The sequence below is a fragment of the Exiguobacterium sp. s161 genome (assembly GCF_018619045.1).
GTDB lineage: Bacteria > Bacillota > Bacilli > Exiguobacteriales > Exiguobacteriaceae > Exiguobacterium_A > Exiguobacterium_A indicum.
Genome location: NZ_JACSNH010000001.1, coordinates 732,218 through 754,825, shown reverse-complemented (window position 1 = coordinate 754,825; position 22,608 = coordinate 732,218). Strand labels below are relative to the sequence as shown.

The following is a 22,608-nucleotide window of genomic DNA, read 5'->3' as shown; positions in this document are numbered from 1 at the left end:
CCGCTTCAACCCAACCCGTTGCTCATTGCTCTTTACTCGCTTCGTATTCCACCCATTCCGGCTTATACTTAACGACGTTTCGTTGATGTTCTTCGTATGTCTCTTCGTATAGAATCTGTCCTCGTGGATGTTTATCACTTGGTGGACGGGCGAAGAAATAGACATATTTCGTTTTATTCGGATTTAACACGGCAAGTACCGAATCCTTACTGACCGTTGAAATCGGACCAATCGGAATCCCTTCGTACTTGTACGTATTGTACTTCGAATTGTTCTCGAGATCCTTTAGCGTCGTTAAGGCCGTATTTTCACCTGTGCCATACCAAACCGTTGGATCCGACTGTAACTTCATACCGTCATCCAATCGATTTTTGAAGACACCAGCGATTTCACGACGATCATCTGCTGTCGCCGCTTCACGCTCGACCATGGAACCGAGACTGAGTACTTCATGGAAGGTCATGCCAGACTTTTGAATGGCATCCTCATTCTCATCGTAGACTTTTTCTGTTTCATCGAGCATCGTCTCGACGATTTGATCAATGCTTTTTCCTTTATCAAACTCATACGTTGCTGGGAAGAGGTACCCTTCAAGTGCATACAGGACACCATTCTTCTTCACTTCATCCGTCAACATCGGATATTTTTCAATCATGCTGTCGATGAATGTCGCATCCGTCAATTCTTTACGTACCGTCTCTTCCTTGAAGTTCGTTGCTTTCGCGATCAAAGCAATTTGACGATCCATCGTGATGCCTTCAGGTAACGTGATTTTCACATCCGCTGCCTTCATGACCGTTCCCGTCTTTAATTCATTGATGATTTCATCCGGGGACATGGCTTGTGACAGTGTATACGTACCCGCCTGGAATGACGATTCATTCTTGTAACGGACGTAGTAACGGAAAATCGTCTCGTTTGCGATCAAGTCTTTTTCCTTTAGTAAAGAAGCAATCGAACTCGTCCCTGCTCCTAAAGGAATTTCGACTTTGACGGATTTCGTCGCTGTTTCATCGACTGGTTCAAGCGCATTTTTCAAAAAGACATAGACGACCGCACTGGCAACTAGAAAAATCGTCAACAATACAGAAAGGATGATTAGCGTAATCCGGCGTGATGTCCGGCGTCGCCTTTTTTCGATTTCAGCATTTTGCTTCCATTCGTTCTCCATCGGTTCCTCCTTCTTCTCTTAAAACAAGGTGACATCGTAAGAGAAAGTCTCTTACGACGTCACCTGTCATGAGTCGGGTTAGTCTAACTGGTCTTCGAGCGTGTTAAAGACTTCTTCGATTTCATCCCAAGTCGCTGTATCGTCTTCATCGATTGGTACGAGGTTGAAGTCGTTATCTCCATCACCGTATTCGTCGAGTTCGTAAACGAAGATGTCGACTTCTTCTGCTTCGTCATAGTCTGCTCCGATTGGCTCGAGGAAGATGTATGTCTTGCTCGAACGTGGGCTTTCATAACGCAGACGTTCTACGAATTCGAAATCATTTCCTTCGCCGTCCGGAATTACGTAACGTGTTGGTTCATTCTGTTGCATCAGTGATCCGCTCCTTTAACGCAAGCTCGAGTTCATCCCAAGTTTGCTCATCATTTTCATCGATCAGGCTCAATTCGAAATCATCTTCGCCTTCTCCATATTCATCGATCTCACAGATGATCAGATCATCTGCTCCTTCGTCAGGGTTACCGATCATTTCAAGAAACAGATAGGTTTTTCCTGTACGTTCACTCGAGTAACGGTACCATTCTTCGAAAAGATGTTCGCCGCCCTCTTCATCTGGAAAGAGATACTGACGTTTTTCTTCAGCCATCGGTTTCTCCCCCTTCATCGGTTCGTCCGATCCAAGTACGATTGCAGGATCATGACGGCAGCCATCTTATCGATGACTTGTTTACGCTTTTTACGGCTGACATCGGCATCGATCAGCATCCGTTCTGCTTGCATCGTCGTCAACCGTTCATCCATGAAGACGACTTCAAGCCCGGTATGCTGTTCGATTTCCTTCGCAAAAGCTTCACTTGCTTCTGCGCGGGGACCGATGGAACCGTTCATGTTTTTCGGAAGACCAATGACTAGGATTTCGACATTGTATGTCTTCATGATGACATCGAGCCGTTTGAAGGCTTCTGGATAATCTGGTTCCGTCCACTTGACCGTCTCAACGCCTTGCGCCGTCCAGCCCATCAAGTCACTGACCGCTACCCCGATCGTCTTCGAACCGACATCTAGTCCCATTGCACGTTTCATTTTGAATTTCCACTCTCCGCCAAATAAGATTTCACGAGTTCTTCGAGCAATTCGTCGCGTTCAATCTTACGAATTAAATTACGTGCGTCATTATGACGAGGAATGTAAGCAGGATCTCCTGAAAGGAGATAGCCGACGATTTGGTTGATCGGATGATATCCTTTTTCTTCTAAAGCATGATAGACCGTCAACAACACATCACGTGTCGCTGCTTTGTTATCGTCTTCCGGAAAGTTGAATTTCATCGTTTGATCCATCTGACTCACGTTCATCACCTCTTTCATATACACTACGTTTCTATTATGCCAGTGATTGCACGTATTGTGAAGCGTACGCGAGTGCTTCTTCTAATTTCGACGCATCTTTTCCGCCAGCTTGAGCCATGTCAGGGCGACCGCCACCGCCACCACCGCAGCGTGTTGCGACTTCCTTGATCAATTTACCAGCATGATAGCCTTGGTCGATTAAATCTTTTGAGACGCTTGCGACGAGATTGACTTTCTCACCCTGCGCACTTCCGAGAACAATGATTGCTGATCCGAGCGAGCTCTTCAACTCGTCCATCATACCGCGAAGAGCATCCATATCTGAGACGTCGACACGTTTCGCAAGCACACGCACACCGTTGATTTCCTCAACATCGTCCTTGAGCGAAGCAGCTTCGATGTTCGCGAGTTTTGCTTGCAACGATTCGTTTGCCCGTTCCGTCTCACGGAGCTGTTGTTGCAGTGCTTCGATGCGAACAGGAACTTCTGTCGTCTTCGTCTTCAAGACAGCTGCTGCTTGTTCGAGTGTTTCCAAGTGTTGATTCATGACACGATATGCGCCTGCACCCGTTACCGCTTCGATTCGGCGTGTACCTGCACCGATCCCAGACTCTGAAACGATCTTGAACAAGCCGATTTCTGCTGTGTTCCCGACGTGGATACCGCCACACAACTCGATCGAGTATGTGCCTGCTGAGACGACACGGACCGTTTCACCGTATTTCTCACCGAACAATGCCATTGCGCCTTTTGCTTTTGCATCAGCGATGTTCATCTCTTCGATATCAACCGGTAGTGATGCCCAGATTGCTTGGTTGACGTCTTGTTCAATCTTCGTCAACTCTTCTTGTGTCACTGCACCGAAGTGTGAGAAGTCGAAACGAAGTCGATCTGGAGAAACGAGTGATCCCGCTTGGTTGACGTGTGTTCCGAGCGTATCTTTCAATGCTTTATGAAGCAAGTGTGTTGCCGTATGGTTTTTCGTGACGGCTTTACGCTCTGCTGCTTCGACTGTTGCAACGACGTCTGCAGCTTCCGTTGCGATCCCTGTACGAATGATGACCGTATGCAAGTTTTGACCGTTCGGCGCTTTTTGAACATCTTTGACATCAAGAACGAAGTCTTTGCCTTCGATTGTTCCTGTATCCGCGACTTCACCACCACTTTCAGCGTAGAACGGTGTGATGTCGAGAATAACTTGTGCTTCTTCACCAGCAGCGACTTCTGTGACTCGTTCTCCATCATGCACTAAAGCGATGATTTTCGCATCCGCCTTAAGGTCGGTATAGCCGACGAACGTACTTTTATCTTTTAGCGTCGAGAGGACTTCCGATTGCTGTTGCATCGAACCACTCTCTTCACGCGCTGCACGTGCCCGCTGACGTTGTGCATCCATCGCTAGTTTGAAGCCTTCTTCATCAACAGACATCTGATGATCTTCCGCATACTCGACTGTCAATTCGAGTGGGAAACCATACGTGTCATACAGACGGAACGCATCTTCACCACTGATGACATGCTCACCGTTTGCCTTAGACGTCTGAGCGACCGTGTTCAAGATTGCAAGACCGTCATGCAGTGTCTCATGGAAACGTTCTTCTTCGTTTTTGATGACGCGTTTGATGAAGTCCGCTTTTTCTGGCACTTGTGGGTAGAAGTCGACCATGACGTTTCCGACCGTATCGACGAGTTCATACATGAACGGACGCTCGATTCCAAGCATCTTCGCATAACGAACCGCACGGCGTAGTAAACGACGAAGGACATATCCACGACCTTCATTCGAAGGAAGCGCACCATCACCGATCGCGAATGATACGGTACGGATGTGGTCTGCGATAACCTTGAATGCTACATCCAGTTTTGAATCGTCACGGTAGATTTTACCGCTGATTTCTTCTGTCTTATGAATGATCGGCATGAACAGATCCGTATCGAAGTTCGTCGGCACGTCCTGCATGACACACGCCATCCGTTCGAGTCCCATCCCTGTATCGATGTTTTTACGCGGAAGTTCCGTGTAGTTGCCGTGTCCATCGTGGTTATACTGACTGAAAACGATATTCCAAATCTCGAGATAGCGTTCGTTTTCGCCGCCTGGATAAAGTTCTGAATCGTTCGGATCGTCTCCAAAAGCAGGTCCACGATCGAAGAAGATTTCCGTGTTCGGACCAGATGGACCTTCACCGATTTCCCAGAAGTTATCTTCAAGTGGAATGATCCGCTCAGCGGGTACGCCGAGTTCAAGCCAGATTTGACGCGCTGCGTCATCTTCCGGGTGAATCGTGACCGAGAGACGTTCTGGGTCAAGACCGTACCAGTCATCACTCGTCAAGAGTTCCCAGCCCCATTTGATCGCATCTTCACGGAAGTAATCACCGACAGAGAAGTTTCCGAGCATCTCGAAAAACGTATGGTGACGTGCTGTTTTCCCGACGTTTTCGATATCGTTCGTCCGGATTGATTTTTGTGCGTTAACGATACGTGGATTATCAGGAATGACACGACCATCGAAATACTTCTTGAGTGTCGCAACCCCTGAGTTGATCCACAAGAGCGATGGATCCTCGACCGGTACGAGTGAAGCACTCGGTTCGATCGCATGCCCTTTGCTTTGGAAGAAATCAAGATACATCTGACGGATTTGTGCACCCGTTAATGGTTTTAGAGCTTTCATGAACAGTTACCCCCATTGGTTTTATTTGGACGCAAAAAAGCGATGTCTTCATCCCTGAAAAGGGACGAAAGCATCGCTTCCGTGGTACCACCCTCGTTCGTAAGCAATCCATTGCTTACCTCGAACATCTGATAACGGGGATGACCCGCAGGTGTTTACACCCGACTCCGGAAGGAGCTTCAAAGGGACTCGAGAAAGTGATTGCAGCAGACTCACTTCTCTCTGGACTCGAGTTTTCCTTTTACTTATCTTCCATCAACGTGTTACGTCCATTCATCTATCGTGATTATTACCTATCGCACAGCATCCGTCAAGTCTTTGTCACACCACCGAGTCGTTCAATCAATCGTGTTCGGCGCCGAGGCTCCTCTTCTTGCGACGCTTTATGAAACGCTCGTGGGTCGCCGAACAATAATAAACTCGACTTCGCACGAGTGACCGCCGTATAAATCAAGTTTCGGGAATGCTTGAATGCCCCTGTGAAATAGACCGGCATCAAGACGATCGGAAACTCTGATCCTTGTGCCTTGTGAATCGTAATCGCGTAGGCATGCGTGAATTGATCCCAGTCACTTCGGTTGTACTCGACTTCCGTCTGGTCGAAGCGGGCGATGATCTTATCCACCTTGTCGACGTTTTCTTTGGCGAAGAAAATATTGACGATTTCGCCGATATCTCCGTTATAGACGTTCTCTTCCGCATTATTGACGAGCTGAAGAATCTTGTCCCCGGTCCGGTAAATCCGCGTGCCTTGTTTGACTTCGCGTTTCTTTGGTTCTTCCGGATTGTAGACACGTTGCAAGGCGACATTCAGTTCGTCGATTCCGACCTGACCACGGTAAGTCGGTGCCAAAACCTGAACATCGAATTTCGAATACCCTTTTGCAAGTGCTTTTTCCGCGAAGGCTGAGATACCGCGTAACGTCTCTTGCGGAGACGCGGTGTAAAAGCGACGATCCGCAAGTGGTGATAACAAATCAGCTGACGTCGTCCGGTTCTTCAAATCGTGCGCGAGCCGTAAAATCGAAGAATCTTCCGCTTGGCGATGGACGACGTTCAAACGAACGACGGGAATCCCTTCCGTATCCATCAAATCTGCCAGCACCTGCCCAGGACCGACGGATGGTAACTGATCGCGGTCACCGACGAACAAGATTTTCATGCCGTTCGGCACAGCACGGAGCAGACTCGATAACAAGTAGATATCAATCATCGACGACTCATCGATGATCAGTACTTTCCCCGTGATCGGCTGATCTTCATTTAGCTGAAAGTTCGTTCCGTCATACTTCAATAGACGATGAATCGTCATCGCTGGGACGTCCGTTGCTTCCGATAGACGTTTAGCGGCGCGTCCGGTCGGTGCGACAAGAACGTACGGATAGACATCCCCCGTCTTGACGCGACTTTTCTCAAGCGGCCAATCATGAATTTCTTGCAGGGCATGTAAAATTCCCTTGATGACGGTCGTCTTACCGGTACCGGGTCCACCTGTCAGAACCATTAACGGTGCTTTGACCGCCAACTCGATCGCTTCCCGCTGTTGCGCCGCATATTCCATGCCAAACTGTTCTTCGAGGTGCCCGATTGCTTCAAGGATCGTCGCGACATCGACTTCCTGTTCGGCACCGTTCGCCATGACCCGCGCCAGTTCCTTCGCCGCCCGAACTTCGGCATAAAAGATCGTCGGTAAATACAGACAGCCTTCTTCGAGCTTGACCTTATCTTCAGCGAGCAACAGTTCAATCGCTTGTTCCAGCCGTTCCCCTGGGTCTTCACCAAGCAACCGGGGCGCCCGTTGCAATAGCGAGTCGACTGTCGCAAAGGCATGTCCCTCTCCTGCTTCTTGTTCTAATATGTGCATGATCGAAGCAGCGACGCGCTCCGGGTGTAATCCGACGAGTCCGAGGTGTGATGCGATATGATCGGCTGTCTTAAAACCGATCCCATTCACTTCATACATCAAGGAATATGGATTCTCTCGTATTCGCGCCATGGCGTCCCCTTCGTAAGCAGCATAAATCTTTGCCGCTAGCTTCGGTGTAACATCAAACGGTGCTAAGAACAGCATCAACTGATCGACACCGTATAACGTAGCGAGTCGACTCAAGATGATGTCAGCTTGTTTTTGTTTTAACCCAGGCACCTGATTCAGTACCCGTTCATCTTTCAAAATGAGATCCACTGCTTCTTCTCCGAGAGCATCGACGATATTTTTCGCTGTCTTCGGACCAATGCCGGTGAACGAACCATTCGTCAAGAAGCGGATCGTCGCATGTTTTGTCATCGGAACCGATCGCCGAATCAGCTCCGCCTTCAGTTGTTTTCCGAATCGGGGATGATCGACGAGACGACCGAATGCTTGATACGTTCCTCCGAGTTCGATCCCAACCCCAGTACCCGTGATGACGAGCTCAGTTTCTTTCAGTTCAAAGTTCTTTTCTTTGACGGCGACCAATACAATGGAGTGTGCTTCTTCTTCAGAAGAAAAGAGCACACGTTTGACGCGCCCGACGACTTGATGGGGGTGCTCCATCACTCCACCTTCTTTCTCTCTTTTTCATTCGCTGCTTTCATCATAGCATTCGTTTACCGGATTTTAAATCAGGGAAAGATACCCTGAAACATTTCGTTAAGAGGAGGAGTTTAAGGATGGCACGTTTACCGATTGCAGGATTGTGTGAATTAGTACTTGAAGTCGAGGATATGGATCGTGCGGTCGGCTTTTGGAATGGGACACTTGGTATTCCGATCGTCGAGCAATGGGCTCCTGAGGACGCTGAACCGAGCAAAGAACAATCTAAGCAAGACGGGGTTTGGGCAACGTGGCTCTACATTGGCGGTAACACTCGACTCGGTCTGTGGCTGAAACGGGACTTTACGATGGAAGAACGGACCGTCAAACACTTACCAGTGTCCGAATGGGACACGTTGTACGATGAAGGTGGTGTCCATGTCCACTGTGCTTTCTACGTTGAGAAGGACGAGTTCCAGCAAGCCTTGAATCAATTGCGGGAAGCATCGATCACCGTGAAGCTCAGAGAATGGGACGAACAGGAGACCTCGAATCAAAAAGAGCATTCTGCTTATTTCAAGGATACGGAAAATAACGTCATCGAACTGTACACGAAAAACATGGATGAAGCCTATGAAGACTTTTCCGGTCCACCACTTCGTGTCATCCGTGAAGTTGGGAATTAAATAGCATAAAAAAGACGACTCCAGGCGGAATCGTCTTTTTTATATCAGTCTGCTTGTTTTAATAACGCATCCATCTTCGCTTTCGCGTCCCGCGCAAGGGCGTGTTCCGGCTGGTAGGCAAGAACGGCTTCGAGTTCTGCATAACAGGCTTCCTGTTGACCAAGGAAAGCAAGGGCAATCGCATAATTGTATCGTGCATCCGTATGCGTTTCGTCAAGCATCAAGACGTGCTCGAACATCTCGACCGCTTCTTCCAACTTCTCGTTTTGCGCTAAGGCAAGTCCGTATTGGAATGCGATCTCGATATCGACACCGTTTAATTCTGACGCGCGTTGTAGACGAGGTAAGCCACGTACTGGATCACCAAGTTTTTGATACGTCATCCCCAGCATGAAATGGAGATCCGCGTCGTCAAGTCCATATAATAACGCTGCCCGCAATGATTCCTCTGCTTCGACGAGTTTGTCGGCAGCAAAGAACAGCGCCCCTTTTGCATAATAGGCACTCGCAAACGTATTATCGATCATCAGTGCCCGGTCATAAAAACGAAGGGCACGATCAGCATCGTTCATCGATTGGAGTAATGTTCCAAGATTGACGTACGCTGTCGGATCTTTTGGATTTTCTTCGATCGCGTCGTTAAACGCTTGCGCTGCTAATTCATAATTTCCAGCTTCTAGATGCCGGAATCCTACTTCATTATAGTTCATCTTCTTTTGCTCCTTACGCTAGATACGCGAGGCGTTCGCCTGCTTTATAGGCTGCATCGATCGTCGCACCACCGAGGCAGATGTCCCCATCATAGAATACGACTGCTTGTCCTGGTGTGATTGCTCGTTGACGCTCGTCAAATAAAACATCGAGTCCATCTTCGAGGACACGAACCGTGACGGCTGTATCTTGTTGACGGTAACGGAATTTCGCCGTACAACGGAATGTCTCACCGACCGGACGCTCAGATGTCCAGCTGACATCTGAAGCAAGTAATCCTTCCGAATACAACAATTCGTTATGGAATCCTTGATCGACATAGAGGATGTTCTCCTCTAAATTTTTCCCGACGACGAACCAAGGCTCTCCGTCGCCACCGATACCGAGTCCATGACGTTGCCCCATCGTATAGTACATCAATCCATCGTGACGTCCCATGACGTTGCCGTCAAGTGTCCGCATCTCACCGGGTTGCGCCGGCAGATATTGACCGAGGAACTGTTTGAAGTTCCGCTCGCCAATGAAGCAAATGCCTGTCGAGTCTTTTTTCTTCGCCGTTGCGAGGTTCGCTTCTTCTGCGATCCGGCGCACTTCTGATTTTTCCATGTGCCCGATCGGGAACATCGCCTTCGCGATTTGCTCTTGCGACAATTGATTCAAGAAATATGTTTGATCCTTGTTTGCATCAACGCCTCGAAGCAATTTATGTTCTCCATCCTCATAGACGGCACGCGCATAGTGCCCTGTCGCGACGAAATCGGCACCAAGACGCATCGCGTGATCGAGGAAGGCTTTGAACTTGATTTCCTTGTTACACATGACGTCCGGATTCGGTGTCCGACCGAGTTTATATTCATCGAGGAAGTACGTGAAGACTTTATCCCAGTACTCTTTCTCGAAATTGACCGCATAGTACGGAATGCCGATTTGATTGGCTACCGCGATGACGTCTTCATAATCTTCCGTCGCCGTACAAAAGCCGTTCTCATCCGTGTCATCCCAGTTTTTCATGAAGATTCCGATGACGTTATAGCCTTGCTCTTTTAATAAATGAGCAGTCACAGAAGAATCGACACCGCCCGACATCCCAACGACGACTGTCGTTTCACTCGGGGCTTTCGCTCGTGTATTCATTTATTTCACCTCTTAGTTAATTCTGAAACGATTTTACGACATCTTGCAAGGCTTGTGCGAGTAGTTCGACTTGCGCGAGCTCATTTCCGTGACCAAAACTGATTCGGACCGATGCTCGTGTCCGTTCATCTTCGCCATACATCGCCGATAAGACATGCGAAGGTTCGACGGATCCTGCCGTACATGCACTCCCGCTCGATACGGCCATCTGGCGCATATCAAGCATGATCAAGAACGGTTCGATCTCAATCTGCGGGAAGTAAAGATTGAGGACATTCGGTAATCCTTCAACACCGTTAACTTCGTAAGTGACGCCACTTTCATCCAATCGCGTCAGCAAAACGCTGCGCAGCTGTTTGATGTGGTCCTGTTGTTGATCACGCTCTGCGATCATCAGTTCAAGCGCTTTCGCTAAACCGACGATTCCCGGTACGTTCTCTGTACCAGCGCGACGCTTGCGTTCCTGTTCTCCTCCGAACGTTTGAGGCGCTAACTTCACACCAGTCCGCACATACAACAATCCGATTCCTTTTGGACCATTGATTTTATGACCAGACGCGGATAAGAGATCGACCTGTAACGCTTCGACATCGATTGCTCGTTTTCCGAACACTTGCACCGCGTCCGTATGGAACAAAATACCGCGTTCTCGTAAAAATTGACCGAATGCCTCAATCGGTTGAATCGTTCCAACTTCATTGTTGCCGAACATGATCGAGACGAGTGTCGTATCTTCCCGTACCGCTTCTTGCAAAGCAGCCATTGAGACGACACCTGTATCTGGAACATCGAGATACGTGACGTCATAGCCTTGTTTTTCGAGCTCTTCGAACGCATGTAATACAGCATGGTGCTCAAACCGTGTCGTAATGAGATGACGCCCTTTTTCACGCGCCGCCTCAGCCGCACCGAAAATCGCATAATTATCCGATTCCGTTCCACCACTCGTAAAAATCAGTTCGGTTGGTTTCGCATTCAATTCTTGTGCGATCTGCCGGCGTGCTTTGTCAATTGCTGCACGAGCAGATCGACCAGCCGCGTGGACACTCGATGGGTTGCCATACTGTTCGAGCAAATAAGGCGTCATCGCCTCAAGGACTTCCGGACGCATCGGCGTCGTCGCCGAATGGTCAAAGTAATTCATTCGTTTTCACCTCTCAAATATAGAACATGTATCCTGTATCTTCTTCTTCCGCTAAGTCTTGTAGCGTCGTTGAATCGAGTACTTGATCGACTGCTTGCTGGATTTTATCCCACAGTTTTCGTTTCGTGACCTCGTCACACGCATCGCCTTCGACGACCACGAGTGGTCCTTCAAGCAGACGGATGATTTCACCCGCTGTGATGTTTTGCGCTTCACGACCGAGCTTATACCCGCCGTAAGCACCACGGACACTTTTGACGAGACCTCCATTACGAAGGGGTGCAATCAACTGTTCAAGATAATGCTCAGATAAGTCATACATCTGCGCGATTTTTTTTAGGGATAATGGTTTAGATTCAGCTTCTTTCGCGAGTGCGATCATGATCGTCAGACCATATCGCCCTTTCGTCGAGATTTTCATCATGCGAAGGATCATCCTTTCTAGTATAGTAGTAGCTAAAAGTGGAAGGAGCGTATGTGTATGGCACATTTATTTGAATCCCAGTCACCTGCCGGACCGCTCGCGAATCGAATGCGTCCGCAGAATCTGGATGAAATCGTCGGACAACGCCATCTGATTGGAGAGACGACGCTCCTGCGGCGTGCCATCTTAGCCGATCGTCTCGGAACCGTCATTTTTTACGGTCCACCCGGAACCGGTAAGACGACGCTCGCGCGTGTCATCTCTAGTTATACGAAATCAGCGTTCGAGCAATTGAACGCGGTCACAGCGAAACTGGAACAATTACGGGAAATTCTAAAAGCGGCCGAAGCCCGTCTTCAGTTCGAGGATCAAAAAACGATTCTCTTTCTCGATGAGATCCATCGATTCAATAAGATGCAACAAGACGCCTTACTGCCAGCGCTCGAAGCAGGTACGATCACGTTGATCGGGGCGACGACTGAAAATCCGAGTTTTGAGGTCAACGCCGCTCTCTTATCGCGGGCAACGGTTTTTCGTTTCGAACCCCCGACGGCAGATGACTTACGGATTGTCCTCGACCGGACCCTAAAAGACGAAGAGCGTGGTCTTGGCAAATATCCGATCACGATCACGGATGACGCGATCGATCATTACGTCAAGTTGTCGGATGGCGATTACCGGGCATTATTGAATGCGCTTGAACTCGCCGTCTTAACGACACCGGAAATCGATGGTCAGATCACGATCGATCTCGCTGTCGCCGAGGAATCGATTCAACAAAAAGCATTGAAGTACGATAAGGACGGCGATCGGCATTATGATGTCATCTCCGCCTTCATCAAATCGATTCGGGGTTCCGATCCCGACGCTGCGCTCTACTGGCTAGCTGTCATGATTGAAGCGGGCGAAAGTCCGCGCTTCATCGTACGGCGTCTCTACGTCCATGCGGCAGAAGACATCGGTCTGTCTGATCCGCAAGCGTTATTGATGGTCGATGCCTGCGCACGCGCGTGCGAGTACGTCGGTTTCCCTGAAGCAAGGATTCCGCTCGCTGAAACCGTCTTATATCTCGCGACTGCGCCGAAATCGAATGCTGTCATCTCAGCAATCGATCAAGCATTGACACTCGTTCGCCGTTCAGACGGCGGTCCGGTACCGCCGCACTTGCGCGATGCCCATCATCCAGGGGCAGCGGCACTTGGGAATGGCGTCACCTATCAGTATCCGCATGACTTCGAACATGCCTATGTGCCACAGAATTACTGGCCCGAGAACCTTGCCCGGACAAAACCGGTCTTTTATCGTCCAAGCCCACGCGGTTTTGAGAAACAACTGCAAGCTCGACTTGATTTTTGGAACAAACAAACAGCCACACATCAGAAAAAGCGACCATAAGGTCGCTTTTTTTAACGAACGCGTTCGATCGTCACGCCGGCTTCACGGACGATCTCGTTGATGACGTAGCTCGCTGCGATCAATCCACCAACTGATGGAACGAACGCATTTGAACTTGGCGGCATCTTTGCCTTACGAATTGCAGCCGCATCGTTTCCGACGACTTGACGGACTTCTTCGATGATCTTAACGGGCGGCTCATCAGAGAAGACGACAGGAACACCTTTATGGATGCCGGCTTTCCGAAGTTTCGTCCGAATGACCTTCGCTAACGGATCATAACTTGTATCTTTGATGTCAACGATCTTGATGCGTGTCGGATCCATCTTGTTCGCCATCCCCATGCTTGAGATGATCGGGATGTTGCGTTTCTTACATTCCTGAATCAAGTGAATCTTGAACGAGACCGTGTCCGATGCATCGATGACATAATCCGGCTGCTGTTCGAAGAACGACTCGAATGTTTCTTCATTGTAGAACATCTTCAAGCGAACGATTTCAAGATCCGGATTGATTAACGCAAGACGTTCTGCCATCGCATCGACCTTCGGTTGACCAACCGTCGGAAGCAAAGCATGGATTTGTCGGTTGACGTTCGTGATGTCGATATCGTCCTTATCGACAAGAATCAAACGACCTACACCACTGCGGGCAAGCGCTTCTGCTGAGAACGATCCAACACCACCGATACCCAGAATAGCGACGGACTTGGATGCCAATGCGTCAAGTCCAGTTTTACCGATTGCTAATTCATTACGCGAAAATTGATGTAACATCTCATAACCTCACAATACTCATACTGTTTTACTCGGAATTATATCATAAAAAAAAACGTCATGCGACGTGTCAAACAACAAAATAATAAGACGATGGGACCCGAAGTGCCGTGTCGATACCTTATTTTTGAACCTGCTGTGCAGGTGGGTGTCTTATCCGATTCCTATTCGTACGTCCTCCTGCTGTGTTACGAGGCATGTACTACTAGTTGGAACGTCAAACTCCCTATCAAAAAAGAGTGGCTCAAAGATAAAAGGCGGCTCTCGTACAATTCAGGAACCCCATCTGATGCATTTAATATAGCATCCTCCCCTCTGAAATGCAACTACTTCCCACTCCAGAAAAAGATGCTTTTTTCAGGTCCAATATTTCGTGAAGTGTTGATTCGGATCATACCTTTGTTGTTGGAATGCGGGATCGAATCGTGGTGTGCTTGTTGCATTCCCGACACCCGCGATGAACGCCCAGTTGCCATAGTTCGAAGCGACATCATAGTCGATCAACTGCTGTTCGAAATATCGTGCTCCGATGCGCCAGTCCTGCTTTAATTCATGAATCAGATAACTGGCAACGATCTGCCTGCCGCGATTCGACATCCATCCCGTCTCGCGAATCTCGTTCATGAAGGCGTCGACGAATGGCACACCGGTCTTTCCTTCTATCCAACGTTCGACAGCTAGCTGGTCCGCCTTCCACGTGTATTGTCCTTCTTGTAATCCACTCGACCGGAAAAGACGGCTTCCTGTCTCACGCATCGTCAAATGGAAGAAGTCACGCCATAACAGTTCGAAATACAACCAGTACGTCGATTCATTCGCTCCCCTTTTCCGCTCGGCTTCCTGCAATTCAGCCATGACGCGACGCGGCGAGAGTGACCCGTTCGCTAGCCAGGCAGACAGCTTCGAAGAATCATTTCGTAAGAACCCGTTACGTGTTTCTTTATAGGTGAATACAGGCTCAGCAAGATATTCCTGAAGGCGCGCTCTCCCTGCTGACTCTCCACCACGGAACGGGAACGCGATTTCGGGATCCGCTTCGACCGACTCCTCTTTTATTAGCTGAATACCGGTTGGTGGATCGAGTGGATCGTAGAAGGTCCCTTTCGCCTCGACACGTTTTCGAAATGCCGTAAAGACGCGCTTTAATTCATCGCTTCCGATATCTTCCCGCCGATGTAATGTCTGTGTCTCAAAAGAACGGACGGTATATCTGTCTTCGATATACTGCTCATTTGCCGCTTCTTCTGTTCCGGTCATCTTGTGGAAATAGACTGTATCATCCGCTTGCAGATAAGAATCGAGTGTCTCATTTGTCTCCCCTTCTACTATATCTAACGTAATCCCGATTTGAGACAGATGACTCGCTAAGTTCTCAAGTGTCTCTTGTTCGAACCGTGCTTGTCGTGCACCTCTTTTAAAATCTCGTTTCTTTTGGTCTTTGACATATATGGCACGAATGACGTCCTGTTCTTCACACGCACTCCGAAGTGCCTCATGATCATCGACACGTAAATCATGGCGATACCAAACAACTGCTCCCATATTGATCGACTCCCTTCTCTTTATACTATGACCCGACCAAGGCATATAGAAAACCAATCGATGTGCCGATGAGGTTTTAAGACGTTGTTTTCGTGGAATATGATTAGTACAACAAATCAGAGGAGTGAATGAATCAATGGCAGCAAAACGCGGTAAACTCAGAACACTAATGACGCTCGTAACGACGGTTGGTCCAATCGTCTATAAATTCTATAAAAAACAGCAGTCGAAAAAATCAATCAACAACCCTAAATAAAAAATGGACGTCTCCTTATCGGAGCGTCCATTTTTTAACGTTTACTGACACCTTCACTCGCCTCTACATAAAACCGCCATGGATAGGCTGTCGCTTCTCCTGCGTTCGGAATACCGATCCGTGTCGTCTGGACGATCGCATCGACCGGGTCAGCAACAAGTCGGAAACGGGTTTGATAGAGATCCTGACCTGAATCCGCTGTCGTGAGACCGAATCCTTGGCACAGTTTCGCTGGTCCATTGACGAGATTACGTCGTTGCACCGCTGTCAACTCTGCGTAGGAACAACCAAAACGACGTTCCGCGACGAGGTCGTGCCCACTAATGATTTCCGCACCTCGTAGCAACAGTCCGTATCCTTCCCCTTCGTGTCCACAAACGATATTCATGCAGTGATGCATACCATATGTGAAGTACACATAGAGATGCCCCGGCGGACCGAACATCGGTGCCGTCCGTTTCGTTGGTTTTCCGGAAAACGAATGCGCTGCTTGATCGTGAGGACCGAGATAGGCTTCGACCTCGACGATCCGCATCGTCACCTCATCGACTGTGATCTGTGTTCCTAAGAAATCTGGACCGACTTCAACCGGAGACCGTTCAAAAAAGTGTCGTTCCATCCGTTCACCCTCCTTCATGAAACAAGCGAACCTCCCATATCGGAAGATTCGCTTGTCGTATCTTAAGATTGTTTGACTGCTGTTCGAATCGAGAGATCGTTTAATTGCGCATCCGAGACTGGGCTTGGTGCTGCCGTCAACAGATCACTTGCTGATGCTGTTTTCGGGAAGGCAATCGTATCACGCAAGTTCGAACGTCCTGCGAGTAACATAACGAGACGGTCTAGACCAAGTGCGATACCCGCATGTGGTGGTGTTCCGTATTCGAATGCTTCCATCAAGAAGCCGAACTGCTCGTTTGCTTCTTCTTCTGTGAAGCCAAGCAACTTGAACATCCGCTCTTGGATATCCCGTTCGTAGATTCGTTGTGATCCACCGCCGAGCTCATATCCGTTCAAGACGAGGTCATACGCGACGGCGAGGACTTTTCCAGGATCCGTCTCGAGCAATTCGAGATCTTCACGACGTGGCATCGTGAACGGGTGGTGGTTCGCGTAGAAACGACCATCTTCTTCTTCGAACGTGACGAGTGGGAAGTCCGTCACCCAAAGGAAGTTGAAGACCGACTCATCGATCAAGTCGAGTTCCTTCGCTAACTTCTGACGGAGCGCACCCAAGCTGTCTGCTACGATCGATGCTTTTGCTGCGACGAACAACAATAAGTCGCCTGCTTCCGCATCTGTCGCCGCTGTCAGGCGAGCAGTTGCTTCTTCGTCGAAGAACTTCGCGATCGGACCGTTCAGTCCGTCCGCTGTCACTTTGACCCACGCGAGACCTTTTGCACCGTAGATCGCCGTAAATTCTTGTAACTTATCGATGTCTTTCCGCGAGAAGCGCTCAGCTGCACCTTTAACGTTCAAGGCTTTGACTTCGCCACCTGCTTCTAGTGCCATGTCGAATACTTTGAATCCTGCCCCTTTGACGGCTTCCGCGACATCGATCAATTCGAGACCGAAGCGTGTATCCGGTTTATCCGAACCATACCGGCTCATCGCTTCCGCATATGGCATCCGTGGGAATGGTGTCACGATATCTTTACCAAGCGTTTCCTTCATGACACGCGTCATCATCGATTCCATCATCGCATATAAGTCTTCGATGTCCATGAAGCTCGTCTCGATGTCGACTTGCGTGAATTCAGGTTGACGGTCTGCCCGTAAGTCTTCGTCACGGAAACAACGTGCAATTTGGAAGTACCGTTCAAAACCAGACACCATCAGCAATTGTTTGAACAATTGCGGTGATTGTGGCAAGGCATAGAACTCACCTGGGTGAACACGACTCGGAACGAGATAGTCACGTGCGCCTTCTGGTGTTGATTTCGTTAAGATTGGTGTCTCGACTTCCAAGAAGTCTTGCTCATCGAGGAAGTTCCGCATGATGTTCGATGCTTTCGAACGGAGACGGAATGTCTCTTGAAGCGACGGACGACGCAAGTCAAGATAACGATATTTAAGACGTAAATCTTCTGACGTCTGCTCTGCTTCTTCACTGATCGGGAATGGTGTCATCTTCGCTGCGTTCAAGATGACGACTTCATCCGCGACGACCTCGACTTGCCCAGTCGGGATGTTCGGGTTCGGATTCTCACGGGCGATGACGTGTCCTTTGATGTCGAGGACATACTCTGAACGAATCGATTCCGCAAGGCGATGTGCCTGCTCGTTTTCCGGTTGGAAGACGATTTGGACGATGCCACTACGGTCGCGGAGATCAAGGAAGATCAATCCTCCTAAATCACGTCGTTTTTGAACCCATCCTTTAAGTTGAACGTGTTGTCCGATGACTTCTTCTGTCACCTGACCGTTCATATGCGTGCGTCCGATCATTGTGCTTCCTCCTTTAATTTCGCGACGATCGTATCAGCGACTGCTGATAACGGAACGTCCGTCTGTTCCCCTGTAGCCATGTTCTTCAGCGCTGCTGCACCACGCTCAACTTCTTCATCCCCGAGGATGACCGTATAGCGTGCTTTCAAGCGATCGGCTGCCTTGAACTGTCCTTTGAACTTTCGACCGAGATAATCCCGATCCGCGACAAGTCCTTCGAGACGCATCAATTGTAGGAGACGTGTTGCTGTCTTTTCGACTTCGTCACTTCCTTGCGCGACGATGAAGACATCGATTTGATCGTCGACTGGCGGTAAGACGTTCTCATTCTCAAGTGCCATCAATAAACGCTCGATGCCGATTCCGAATCCGATTCCCGGTGTTGCCGGTCCACCGATCTGTTCGACGAGACCGTTGTATCGTCCACCACCACATAATGTCGTGATCGCTCCGAAGCCTTCTGCTTCTGACATGATCTCGAATGCCGTATGGTTGTAATAATCGATTCCGCGAACGAGCGTTGGATCAACGACATACTCGATGCCGAGTGCATCTAAGTGAAGCAGTACTTCATCGAAGTAGGCTTTTGATGCCGGGTTTAAGTAATCGAGAATCGATGGTGCCGTTGCCATACTCGGGTGATCGCGGTCGACCTTACAGTCAAGGACACGAAGTGGATTCGTTTCGAGACGGTTCTGACAGTCCTGACACAACTCGTGAACGACCGGTTTGAAGTGATCGACGAGTGCTGCCCGGTGTGCGGCGCGACTTTCGTTATCTCCGAGTGTATTGATGACGAGCTTGAGGTGCTTCAATCCGAATGAACGGTAGATGCTCATCGCGAGACTGATGACTTCCGCATCGATCGCTGGTTGTTCACTTCCGAGTGCCTCGACTCCATATTGGTGAAGCTGACGGAAACGACCTGCTTGCGGACGTTCATAACGGAACATCGGTCCAATGTAGAACAATTTCGTCGGTTGGTTCGGTGAACCGAACAGTTTGTTCGTCACGAATGAACGAACGACAGCAGCCGTTCCTTCTGGACGTAACGTCAACTGGTCTTTTCCGCGTTTCACAAGCATGAACATTTCTTTTTGAACGATATCCGTCGTCTCACCAACGCCACGTTTGAAGAGTTCTGTCTCCTCAAAAATCGGCGTCCGGATTTCCTTATAGTTGTAACGCTTACTAATGTCACGTAATTGTTGCTCGATGTACTGCCAGCGTTCGACTGTTCCTGGAAGGACATCAAACGTACCGCGTGGTAATTTCATCTCAAATTCCTCCTTTTTTGAATACAAAAAAGTCCTCGTCCGCAAAGGGACGAGAACTTGAAGATCCCGTGGTACCACCCTGGTTGTCAAATCACATTTGACCACTCGGTGCAGTTAACGCCTGCGTACGACCTTCCCTACTATCAGTTCAGGAAGATACCTCGGAAGGGTCTTTCATCGAGTTCGTCTGTTCGCCCTTCCAGCCAAGGGGCGACTCTCTAAGCAGACAAGGTCTTGATTACTCCTCTTCGTCTTCGGTCGTATGAATCATTTGGTTACGTCTAATATTGCCTCGTCTCTCGGTTCCTGTCAAGCGTTTGCTTCTTTTTCAAGAATCAATGTCACCGGTCCATCATTGACGAGCGCGATATCCATCATCGCACCGAACTGACCTGTCTCGACCGTCAGTCCTTGCGCGCGAAGACGTTCATTGAACGCTTCATACAACGCGTTGGCAAGATCCGGTTTCGCCGCTTCCGTGAACGCTGGGCGACGTCCTTTTTTGACATCACCATACAGCGTGAACTGCGAGACGGATAGAATCTGACCATCGACATCTTGCAACGAGCGGTTCATCCGTTCTTCTTCATCTTCAAACACGCGGAGTCCTGCGATTTTATCAGCTAACCAGTTCACCTGATCGATCGTGTCTTCGTGCGTAACACCGACAAGCAAGAGAAAACCTTGCTTGATTTGACCGATGACCTCCTGATCGACTGTGACACTTGCTTCTTTGACTCGTTGTAATACGACTCGCATGACTCATCCGCTCCTTACGTCATCATGACGCGATGCACAGCATACACGTCAGAGATTTGTTTGATCCGATCGACGACTTTTTGTAAATGGTTGACGTTGTTGATCGCGATCGTCATCGTGATTTTGGCTTGTTTACTGTCGTCGCCTTTCCCGCTGACGGCAACAATGTTCGTATTCGTCGCAGATACCGACTGCAGGACATCGTTCAATAATCCAGCCCGGTCGAATCCAGAAATTTCGATTTCGACGTTATAACTCTTAACGGCTTTGCCTTCGTGTTCCCACTCGACTTCGAGCAAGCGTTCTGGATTTTGTTCATGAATGACGTTCAAACAATCCGTCCGGTGAATCGAGACACCCCGTCCACGTGTGATGTACCCGACGATATCGTCCCCTGGTACTGGATTACAACAACGACTCATGCGAACGAGCATGTTATCGATTCCTTTGACACGAACACCTTCTGGATTTTCCTTCTTCGGACGATCAAACGTCTTCATCTCACTGATCGCTTCGTTCAGTTCAAGATTTTTGGATTCTTTGTCTTTGCGTAACTTTTCCGTCAATTTATGAGCGACTTGGGCAGCTGTCAGACCATGATACCCAACGGCAGCATACATGTCTTCTTCTTGCGCGAAGTTGAACTTCCGCGTCACGTCTTCGAGCGTCTTCTCATTGATGACTTCCTTTGGCTCGAATCCGAGTTTCTTGACTTCTGCTTCGATCAGTTCCCGTCCTTTAGAGACGTTCTCTTCGCGTTGCTGACGTTTGAACCATTGACGGATCTTGTTCTTCGCCTGACTCGACACACAAATCTTGAGCCAGTCCTTACTTGGACCATAGCTGTGTTTTGATGTGACGATTTCAATGATGTCACCTGTCTTCAGCTTATAATCAATCGGTACCATCCGTCCGTTGACTTTCGCTCCGATCGTTCGGTGACCGATCTCTGTATGAATCCGGTAGGCATAATCAATCGGAACAGAGCCTTTTGGCAATTCGATGACGTCGCCTTTTGGTGTAAAGACGTACAACATGTCACTAAAGAAGTCGACTTTGACCGATTCCATGAATTCTTCAGCATCCGCCGTATCCTTCTGTAACTCAAGGATTTCTCGGAAATGGGCAATCTTATCCTCAAAGCCTGATTTCGCTTCCTGTTCCTTGCCTTCTTTATACGCCCAGTGAGCGGCAATCCCGTACTCGGCAATAAAGTGCATGTCCCGTGTCCGAATTTGGACCTCGAGCGGCTCGCCTTTCGGTCCGATGACCGTTGTATGCAGCGATTGATACATGTTCGGCTTCGGCATCGCGATATAATCCTTGAAACGTCCCGGCATCGGTTTATATTGCGTATGAATGATTCCGAGAACAGCGTAACAGTCCTTGATTGAATCGACGATGATGCGCACAGCCATCAAGTCATAAATTTCGCTGAACTCTTTTTTCGAGTTTTGCATCTTGTTATAAATGGAATAAATATGCTTCGGACGTCCATCGACTTCCGCTGCGATTTGTACATCATCGAGTACTTCGTTGACCTCTTCAATGACCGAACTGACGAGCGCTTCGCGTTCCGTCCGTTTTTGTTTCATCATTGAGACAATCCGGTAGTACTGTTGTGGATTGATATAACGCAAACTGATGTCTTCGAGTTCCCACTTGATCGTCGAGATCCCGAGACGATGCGCAAGCGGTGCAAAGATTTCGAGCGTCTCTTCTGCCTTTTGCACCTGCTTTTCCTTGACCATATGTTGCAACGTTCGCATGTTATGCAAACGGTCAGCCAGTTTGATCAAGATGACGCGAATGTCTTCTGCCATCGCGATGAACATCTTCCGGTGGTTCTCAGCCAATTCTTCGCGTTTCGATTTATATTTGATTTTCCCGAGTTTCGTGACGCCGTCAACGAGCATCGCGACGTCGGGTCCGAATCGTTCCGTTAATTCTTCGAGTGTAATGTCCGTATCTTCGACGACATCATGAAGAAGCGCAGCGACAATCGTCGTTGCATCCAAACCAATATCGACTAAGATACCGGCAACTTGTACCGGATGAATGATGTAGGGTTCACCAGAACGGCGGAATTGCCCATCATGTTCGTCTTTCGCGAATTGGTAAGCCCGTTCGATGTCTTTGACTTCAGCTTGCGTCATGTATTCCGCACATCGAGCGAGAAGGTCTTCTACATTTACGATTTGTTTGTTTGTCATCCCTTTTCCTCACCCAGTCCCCGGGATCGTCTGCAACGGAATCCCTAATATATAGTTCTTATTATCGTGAAATCTTGAGAAGATGTCAAAATAAAAAGAAATACCCCCTTGGTCACCATCTACCAAGAGAG

At 48.8% G+C, this 22,608-nt stretch carries 20 protein-coding genes, 1 other RNA gene and 2 other annotated features; of the genes, 2 read left to right on the top strand and 19 right to left on the bottom strand.

Annotation, left to right across the window (positions count from 1 at the left end):
- Positions 1 to 22: 22 nt before the first annotated feature.
- From mltG to recD2, 7 genes are all read right to left on the bottom strand, one after another.
- Positions 23 to 1,171, bottom strand: a complete 1,149-nt coding sequence (gene mltG, locus KNQ14_RS03605; protein WP_149427657.1) for an endolytic transglycosylase MltG — start codon at positions 1,169 to 1,171, stop codon at positions 23 to 25.
- A 78-nt stretch (positions 1,172 to 1,249) separates the two neighbouring features.
- A complete protein-coding gene (locus KNQ14_RS03600) occupies positions 1,250 to 1,543 on the bottom strand; it encodes a DUF1292 domain-containing protein (RefSeq protein WP_023468908.1) in 294 nt (97 codons plus the stop codon).
- Entirely contained in the window at positions 1,530 to 1,817 is a 288-nt protein-coding gene (locus KNQ14_RS03595) for a DUF1292 domain-containing protein (RefSeq protein ID WP_023468909.1), read from the bottom strand. The genes KNQ14_RS03600 and KNQ14_RS03595 overlap by 14 nt, the downstream gene beginning before the upstream one ends.
- A gap of 14 nt (positions 1,818 to 1,831) precedes the next feature.
- Positions 1,832 to 2,254 carry a Holliday junction resolvase RuvX gene (ruvX, locus tag KNQ14_RS03590; RefSeq protein WP_023468910.1) on the bottom strand — a complete coding sequence of 141 codons (423 nt, stop codon included), beginning with the start codon at positions 2,252 to 2,254 and terminating at the stop codon, positions 1,832 to 1,834.
- A complete protein-coding gene (locus KNQ14_RS03585; RefSeq protein WP_029342229.1) occupies positions 2,251 to 2,520 on the bottom strand; it encodes an IreB family regulatory phosphoprotein in 270 nt (89 codons plus the stop codon). Before KNQ14_RS03585 ends, ruvX begins: the two co-directional genes overlap by 4 nt.
- 34 nt (positions 2,521 to 2,554) lie before the next feature.
- Positions 2,555 to 5,197: an alanine--tRNA ligase gene (alaS, locus tag KNQ14_RS03580; protein ID WP_214859651.1), complete on the bottom strand. Its 2,643-nt coding sequence runs from the start codon at positions 5,195 to 5,197 to the stop codon at positions 2,555 to 2,557.
- Between the two features lie 57 nt (positions 5,198 to 5,254).
- Positions 5,255 to 5,465, bottom strand: a binding site (T-box leader).
- Between the two features lie 42 nt (positions 5,466 to 5,507).
- On the bottom strand, positions 5,508 to 7,733 hold the full coding sequence (recD2, locus tag KNQ14_RS03575) for an SF1B family DNA helicase RecD2 (protein WP_023468913.1): 2,226 nt from the start codon (positions 7,731 to 7,733) through the stop codon (positions 5,508 to 5,510).
- Positions 7,734 to 7,849: 116 nt separating this feature from the next.
- On the opposite strand from recD2, the gene KNQ14_RS03570 reads away from it, so the two are divergent.
- Complete coding sequence (locus KNQ14_RS03570) at positions 7,850 to 8,398, top strand: VOC family protein (protein ID WP_214859649.1); 549 nt, start codon at positions 7,850 to 7,852, stop codon at positions 8,396 to 8,398.
- Positions 8,399 to 8,442: 44 nt separating this feature from the next.
- Here KNQ14_RS03570 and KNQ14_RS03565 read toward each other — a convergent pair whose 3' ends face one another.
- From KNQ14_RS03565 to cymR, 4 genes are read right to left on the bottom strand one after another with little or no spacing between them, the layout of a single operon-like run.
- A complete protein-coding gene (locus KNQ14_RS03565; protein ID WP_064299569.1) occupies positions 8,443 to 9,108 on the bottom strand; it encodes a tetratricopeptide repeat protein in 666 nt (221 codons plus the stop codon).
- Positions 9,109 to 9,121: 13 nt separating this feature from the next.
- Positions 9,122 to 10,243 (bottom strand): tRNA 2-thiouridine(34) synthase MnmA, encoded by a 1,122-nt coding sequence (gene mnmA / locus KNQ14_RS03560; protein WP_214859647.1) that lies wholly within the window; start codon positions 10,241 to 10,243, stop codon positions 9,122 to 9,124.
- A gap of 16 nt (positions 10,244 to 10,259) precedes the next feature.
- Positions 10,260 to 11,387 (bottom strand): cysteine desulfurase family protein, encoded by a 1,128-nt coding sequence (locus tag KNQ14_RS03555; protein WP_214859645.1) that lies wholly within the window; start codon positions 11,385 to 11,387, stop codon positions 10,260 to 10,262.
- A 13-nt stretch (positions 11,388 to 11,400) separates the two neighbouring features.
- The gene (cymR, locus tag KNQ14_RS03550; protein WP_029342236.1) at positions 11,401 to 11,808 is read right to left on the bottom strand and encodes a cysteine metabolism transcriptional regulator CymR; all 408 of its coding nucleotides are present in this window, start codon (positions 11,806 to 11,808) and stop codon (positions 11,401 to 11,403) included.
- A 60-nt stretch (positions 11,809 to 11,868) separates the two neighbouring features.
- Here cymR and KNQ14_RS03545 point away from each other — a divergent pair, with 60 nt between their 5' ends.
- Positions 11,869 to 13,206, top strand: a complete 1,338-nt coding sequence (locus tag KNQ14_RS03545) for a replication-associated recombination protein A (RefSeq protein WP_047393656.1) — start codon at positions 11,869 to 11,871, stop codon at positions 13,204 to 13,206.
- Positions 13,207 to 13,217: 11 nt separating this feature from the next.
- On the opposite strand, the gene KNQ14_RS03540 is transcribed toward KNQ14_RS03545, so the two are convergent.
- The 8 genes from KNQ14_RS03540 to KNQ14_RS03505 all read right to left on the bottom strand — a co-directional run bounded on the left by KNQ14_RS03540 (position 13,218) and on the right by KNQ14_RS03505 (position 22,477).
- Complete coding sequence (locus KNQ14_RS03540) at positions 13,218 to 13,982, bottom strand: tRNA threonylcarbamoyladenosine dehydratase (RefSeq protein WP_023468920.1); 765 nt, start codon at positions 13,980 to 13,982, stop codon at positions 13,218 to 13,220.
- Between the two features lie 93 nt (positions 13,983 to 14,075).
- A non-coding RNA gene (gene ssrS, locus KNQ14_RS03535) (6S RNA) lies at positions 14,076 to 14,265 on the bottom strand.
- 74 nt (positions 14,266 to 14,339) lie between these two features.
- A complete protein-coding gene (locus tag KNQ14_RS03530) occupies positions 14,340 to 15,524 on the bottom strand; it encodes a DASH family cryptochrome (RefSeq protein WP_214859643.1) in 1,185 nt (394 codons plus the stop codon).
- Between the two features lie 290 nt (positions 15,525 to 15,814).
- Positions 15,815 to 16,399: a DNA-3-methyladenine glycosylase gene (locus tag KNQ14_RS03525; RefSeq protein ID WP_214859640.1), complete on the bottom strand. Its 585-nt coding sequence runs from the start codon at positions 16,397 to 16,399 to the stop codon at positions 15,815 to 15,817.
- A gap of 62 nt (positions 16,400 to 16,461) precedes the next feature.
- A complete protein-coding gene (gene aspS, locus KNQ14_RS03520) occupies positions 16,462 to 18,228 on the bottom strand; it encodes an aspartate--tRNA ligase (protein WP_214859638.1) in 1,767 nt (588 codons plus the stop codon).
- Complete coding sequence (gene hisS, locus KNQ14_RS03515; RefSeq protein ID WP_214859637.1) at positions 18,225 to 19,505, bottom strand: histidine--tRNA ligase; 1,281 nt, start codon at positions 19,503 to 19,505, stop codon at positions 18,225 to 18,227. Before hisS ends, aspS begins: the two co-directional genes overlap by 4 nt.
- A 42-nt stretch (positions 19,506 to 19,547) precedes the next feature.
- Positions 19,548 to 19,769, bottom strand: a binding site (T-box leader).
- A 45-nt stretch (positions 19,770 to 19,814) separates the two neighbouring features.
- Positions 19,815 to 20,264, bottom strand: coding sequence for a D-aminoacyl-tRNA deacylase (dtd, locus tag KNQ14_RS03510; protein WP_214859635.1), 450 nt, complete (start codon positions 20,262 to 20,264; stop codon positions 19,815 to 19,817).
- Positions 20,265 to 20,278: 14 nt separating this feature from the next.
- The gene (locus tag KNQ14_RS03505) at positions 20,279 to 22,477 is read right to left on the bottom strand and encodes a RelA/SpoT family protein (protein ID WP_023468927.1); all 2,199 of its coding nucleotides are present in this window, start codon (positions 22,475 to 22,477) and stop codon (positions 20,279 to 20,281) included.
- Between the last annotated feature and the right edge of the window lie 131 nt (positions 22,478 to 22,608).

Coding starts and splice junctions, on each gene's coding strand:
- KNQ14_RS03600 (WP_023468908.1), bottom strand. CDS start 1,543: ATGCAACAGAATGAACCAACACGTTACGTAATTCCGGACGGCGAAGGA.
- dtd (WP_214859635.1), bottom strand. CDS start 20,264: ATGCGAGTCGTATTACAACGAGTCAAAGAAGCAAGTGTCACAGTCGAT.
- recD2 (WP_023468913.1), bottom strand. CDS start 7,733: ATGGAGCACCCCCATCAAGTCGTCGGGCGCGTCAAACGTGTGCTCTTT.
- KNQ14_RS03530 (WP_214859643.1), bottom strand. CDS start 15,524: ATGGGAGCAGTTGTTTGGTATCGCCATGATTTACGTGTCGATGATCAT.
- KNQ14_RS03565 (WP_064299569.1), bottom strand. CDS start 9,108: ATGAACTATAATGAAGTAGGATTCCGGCATCTAGAAGCTGGAAATTAT.
- KNQ14_RS03505 (WP_023468927.1), bottom strand. CDS start 22,477: ATGACAAACAAACAAATCGTAAATGTAGAAGACCTTCTCGCTCGATGT.
- KNQ14_RS03540 (WP_023468920.1), bottom strand. CDS start 13,982: ATGTTACATCAATTTTCGCGTAATGAATTAGCAATCGGTAAAACTGGA.
- KNQ14_RS03545 (WP_047393656.1), top strand. CDS start 11,869: ATGGCACATTTATTTGAATCCCAGTCACCTGCCGGACCGCTCGCGAAT.
- KNQ14_RS03570 (WP_214859649.1), top strand. CDS start 7,850: ATGGCACGTTTACCGATTGCAGGATTGTGTGAATTAGTACTTGAAGTC.
- aspS (WP_214859638.1), bottom strand. CDS start 18,228: ATGATCGGACGCACGCATATGAACGGTCAGGTGACAGAAGAAGTCATC.
- mltG (WP_149427657.1), bottom strand. CDS start 1,171: ATGGAGAACGAATGGAAGCAAAATGCTGAAATCGAAAAAAGGCGACGC.
- KNQ14_RS03555 (WP_214859645.1), bottom strand. CDS start 11,387: ATGAATTACTTTGACCATTCGGCGACGACGCCGATGCGTCCGGAAGTC.
- hisS (WP_214859637.1), bottom strand. CDS start 19,505: ATGAAATTACCACGCGGTACGTTTGATGTCCTTCCAGGAACAGTCGAA.
- cymR (WP_029342236.1), bottom strand. CDS start 11,808: ATGAAAATCTCGACGAAAGGGCGATATGGTCTGACGATCATGATCGCA.
- mnmA (WP_214859647.1), bottom strand. CDS start 10,243: ATGAATACACGAGCGAAAGCCCCGAGTGAAACGACAGTCGTCGTTGGG.
- alaS (WP_214859651.1), bottom strand. CDS start 5,197: ATGAAAGCTCTAAAACCATTAACGGGTGCACAAATCCGTCAGATGTAT.
- KNQ14_RS03525 (WP_214859640.1), bottom strand. CDS start 16,399: ATGGAACGACACTTTTTTGAACGGTCTCCGGTTGAAGTCGGTCCAGAT.
- ruvX (WP_023468910.1), bottom strand. CDS start 2,254: ATGAAACGTGCAATGGGACTAGATGTCGGTTCGAAGACGATCGGGGTA.
- KNQ14_RS03595 (WP_023468909.1), bottom strand. CDS start 1,817: ATGGCTGAAGAAAAACGTCAGTATCTCTTTCCAGATGAAGAGGGCGGC.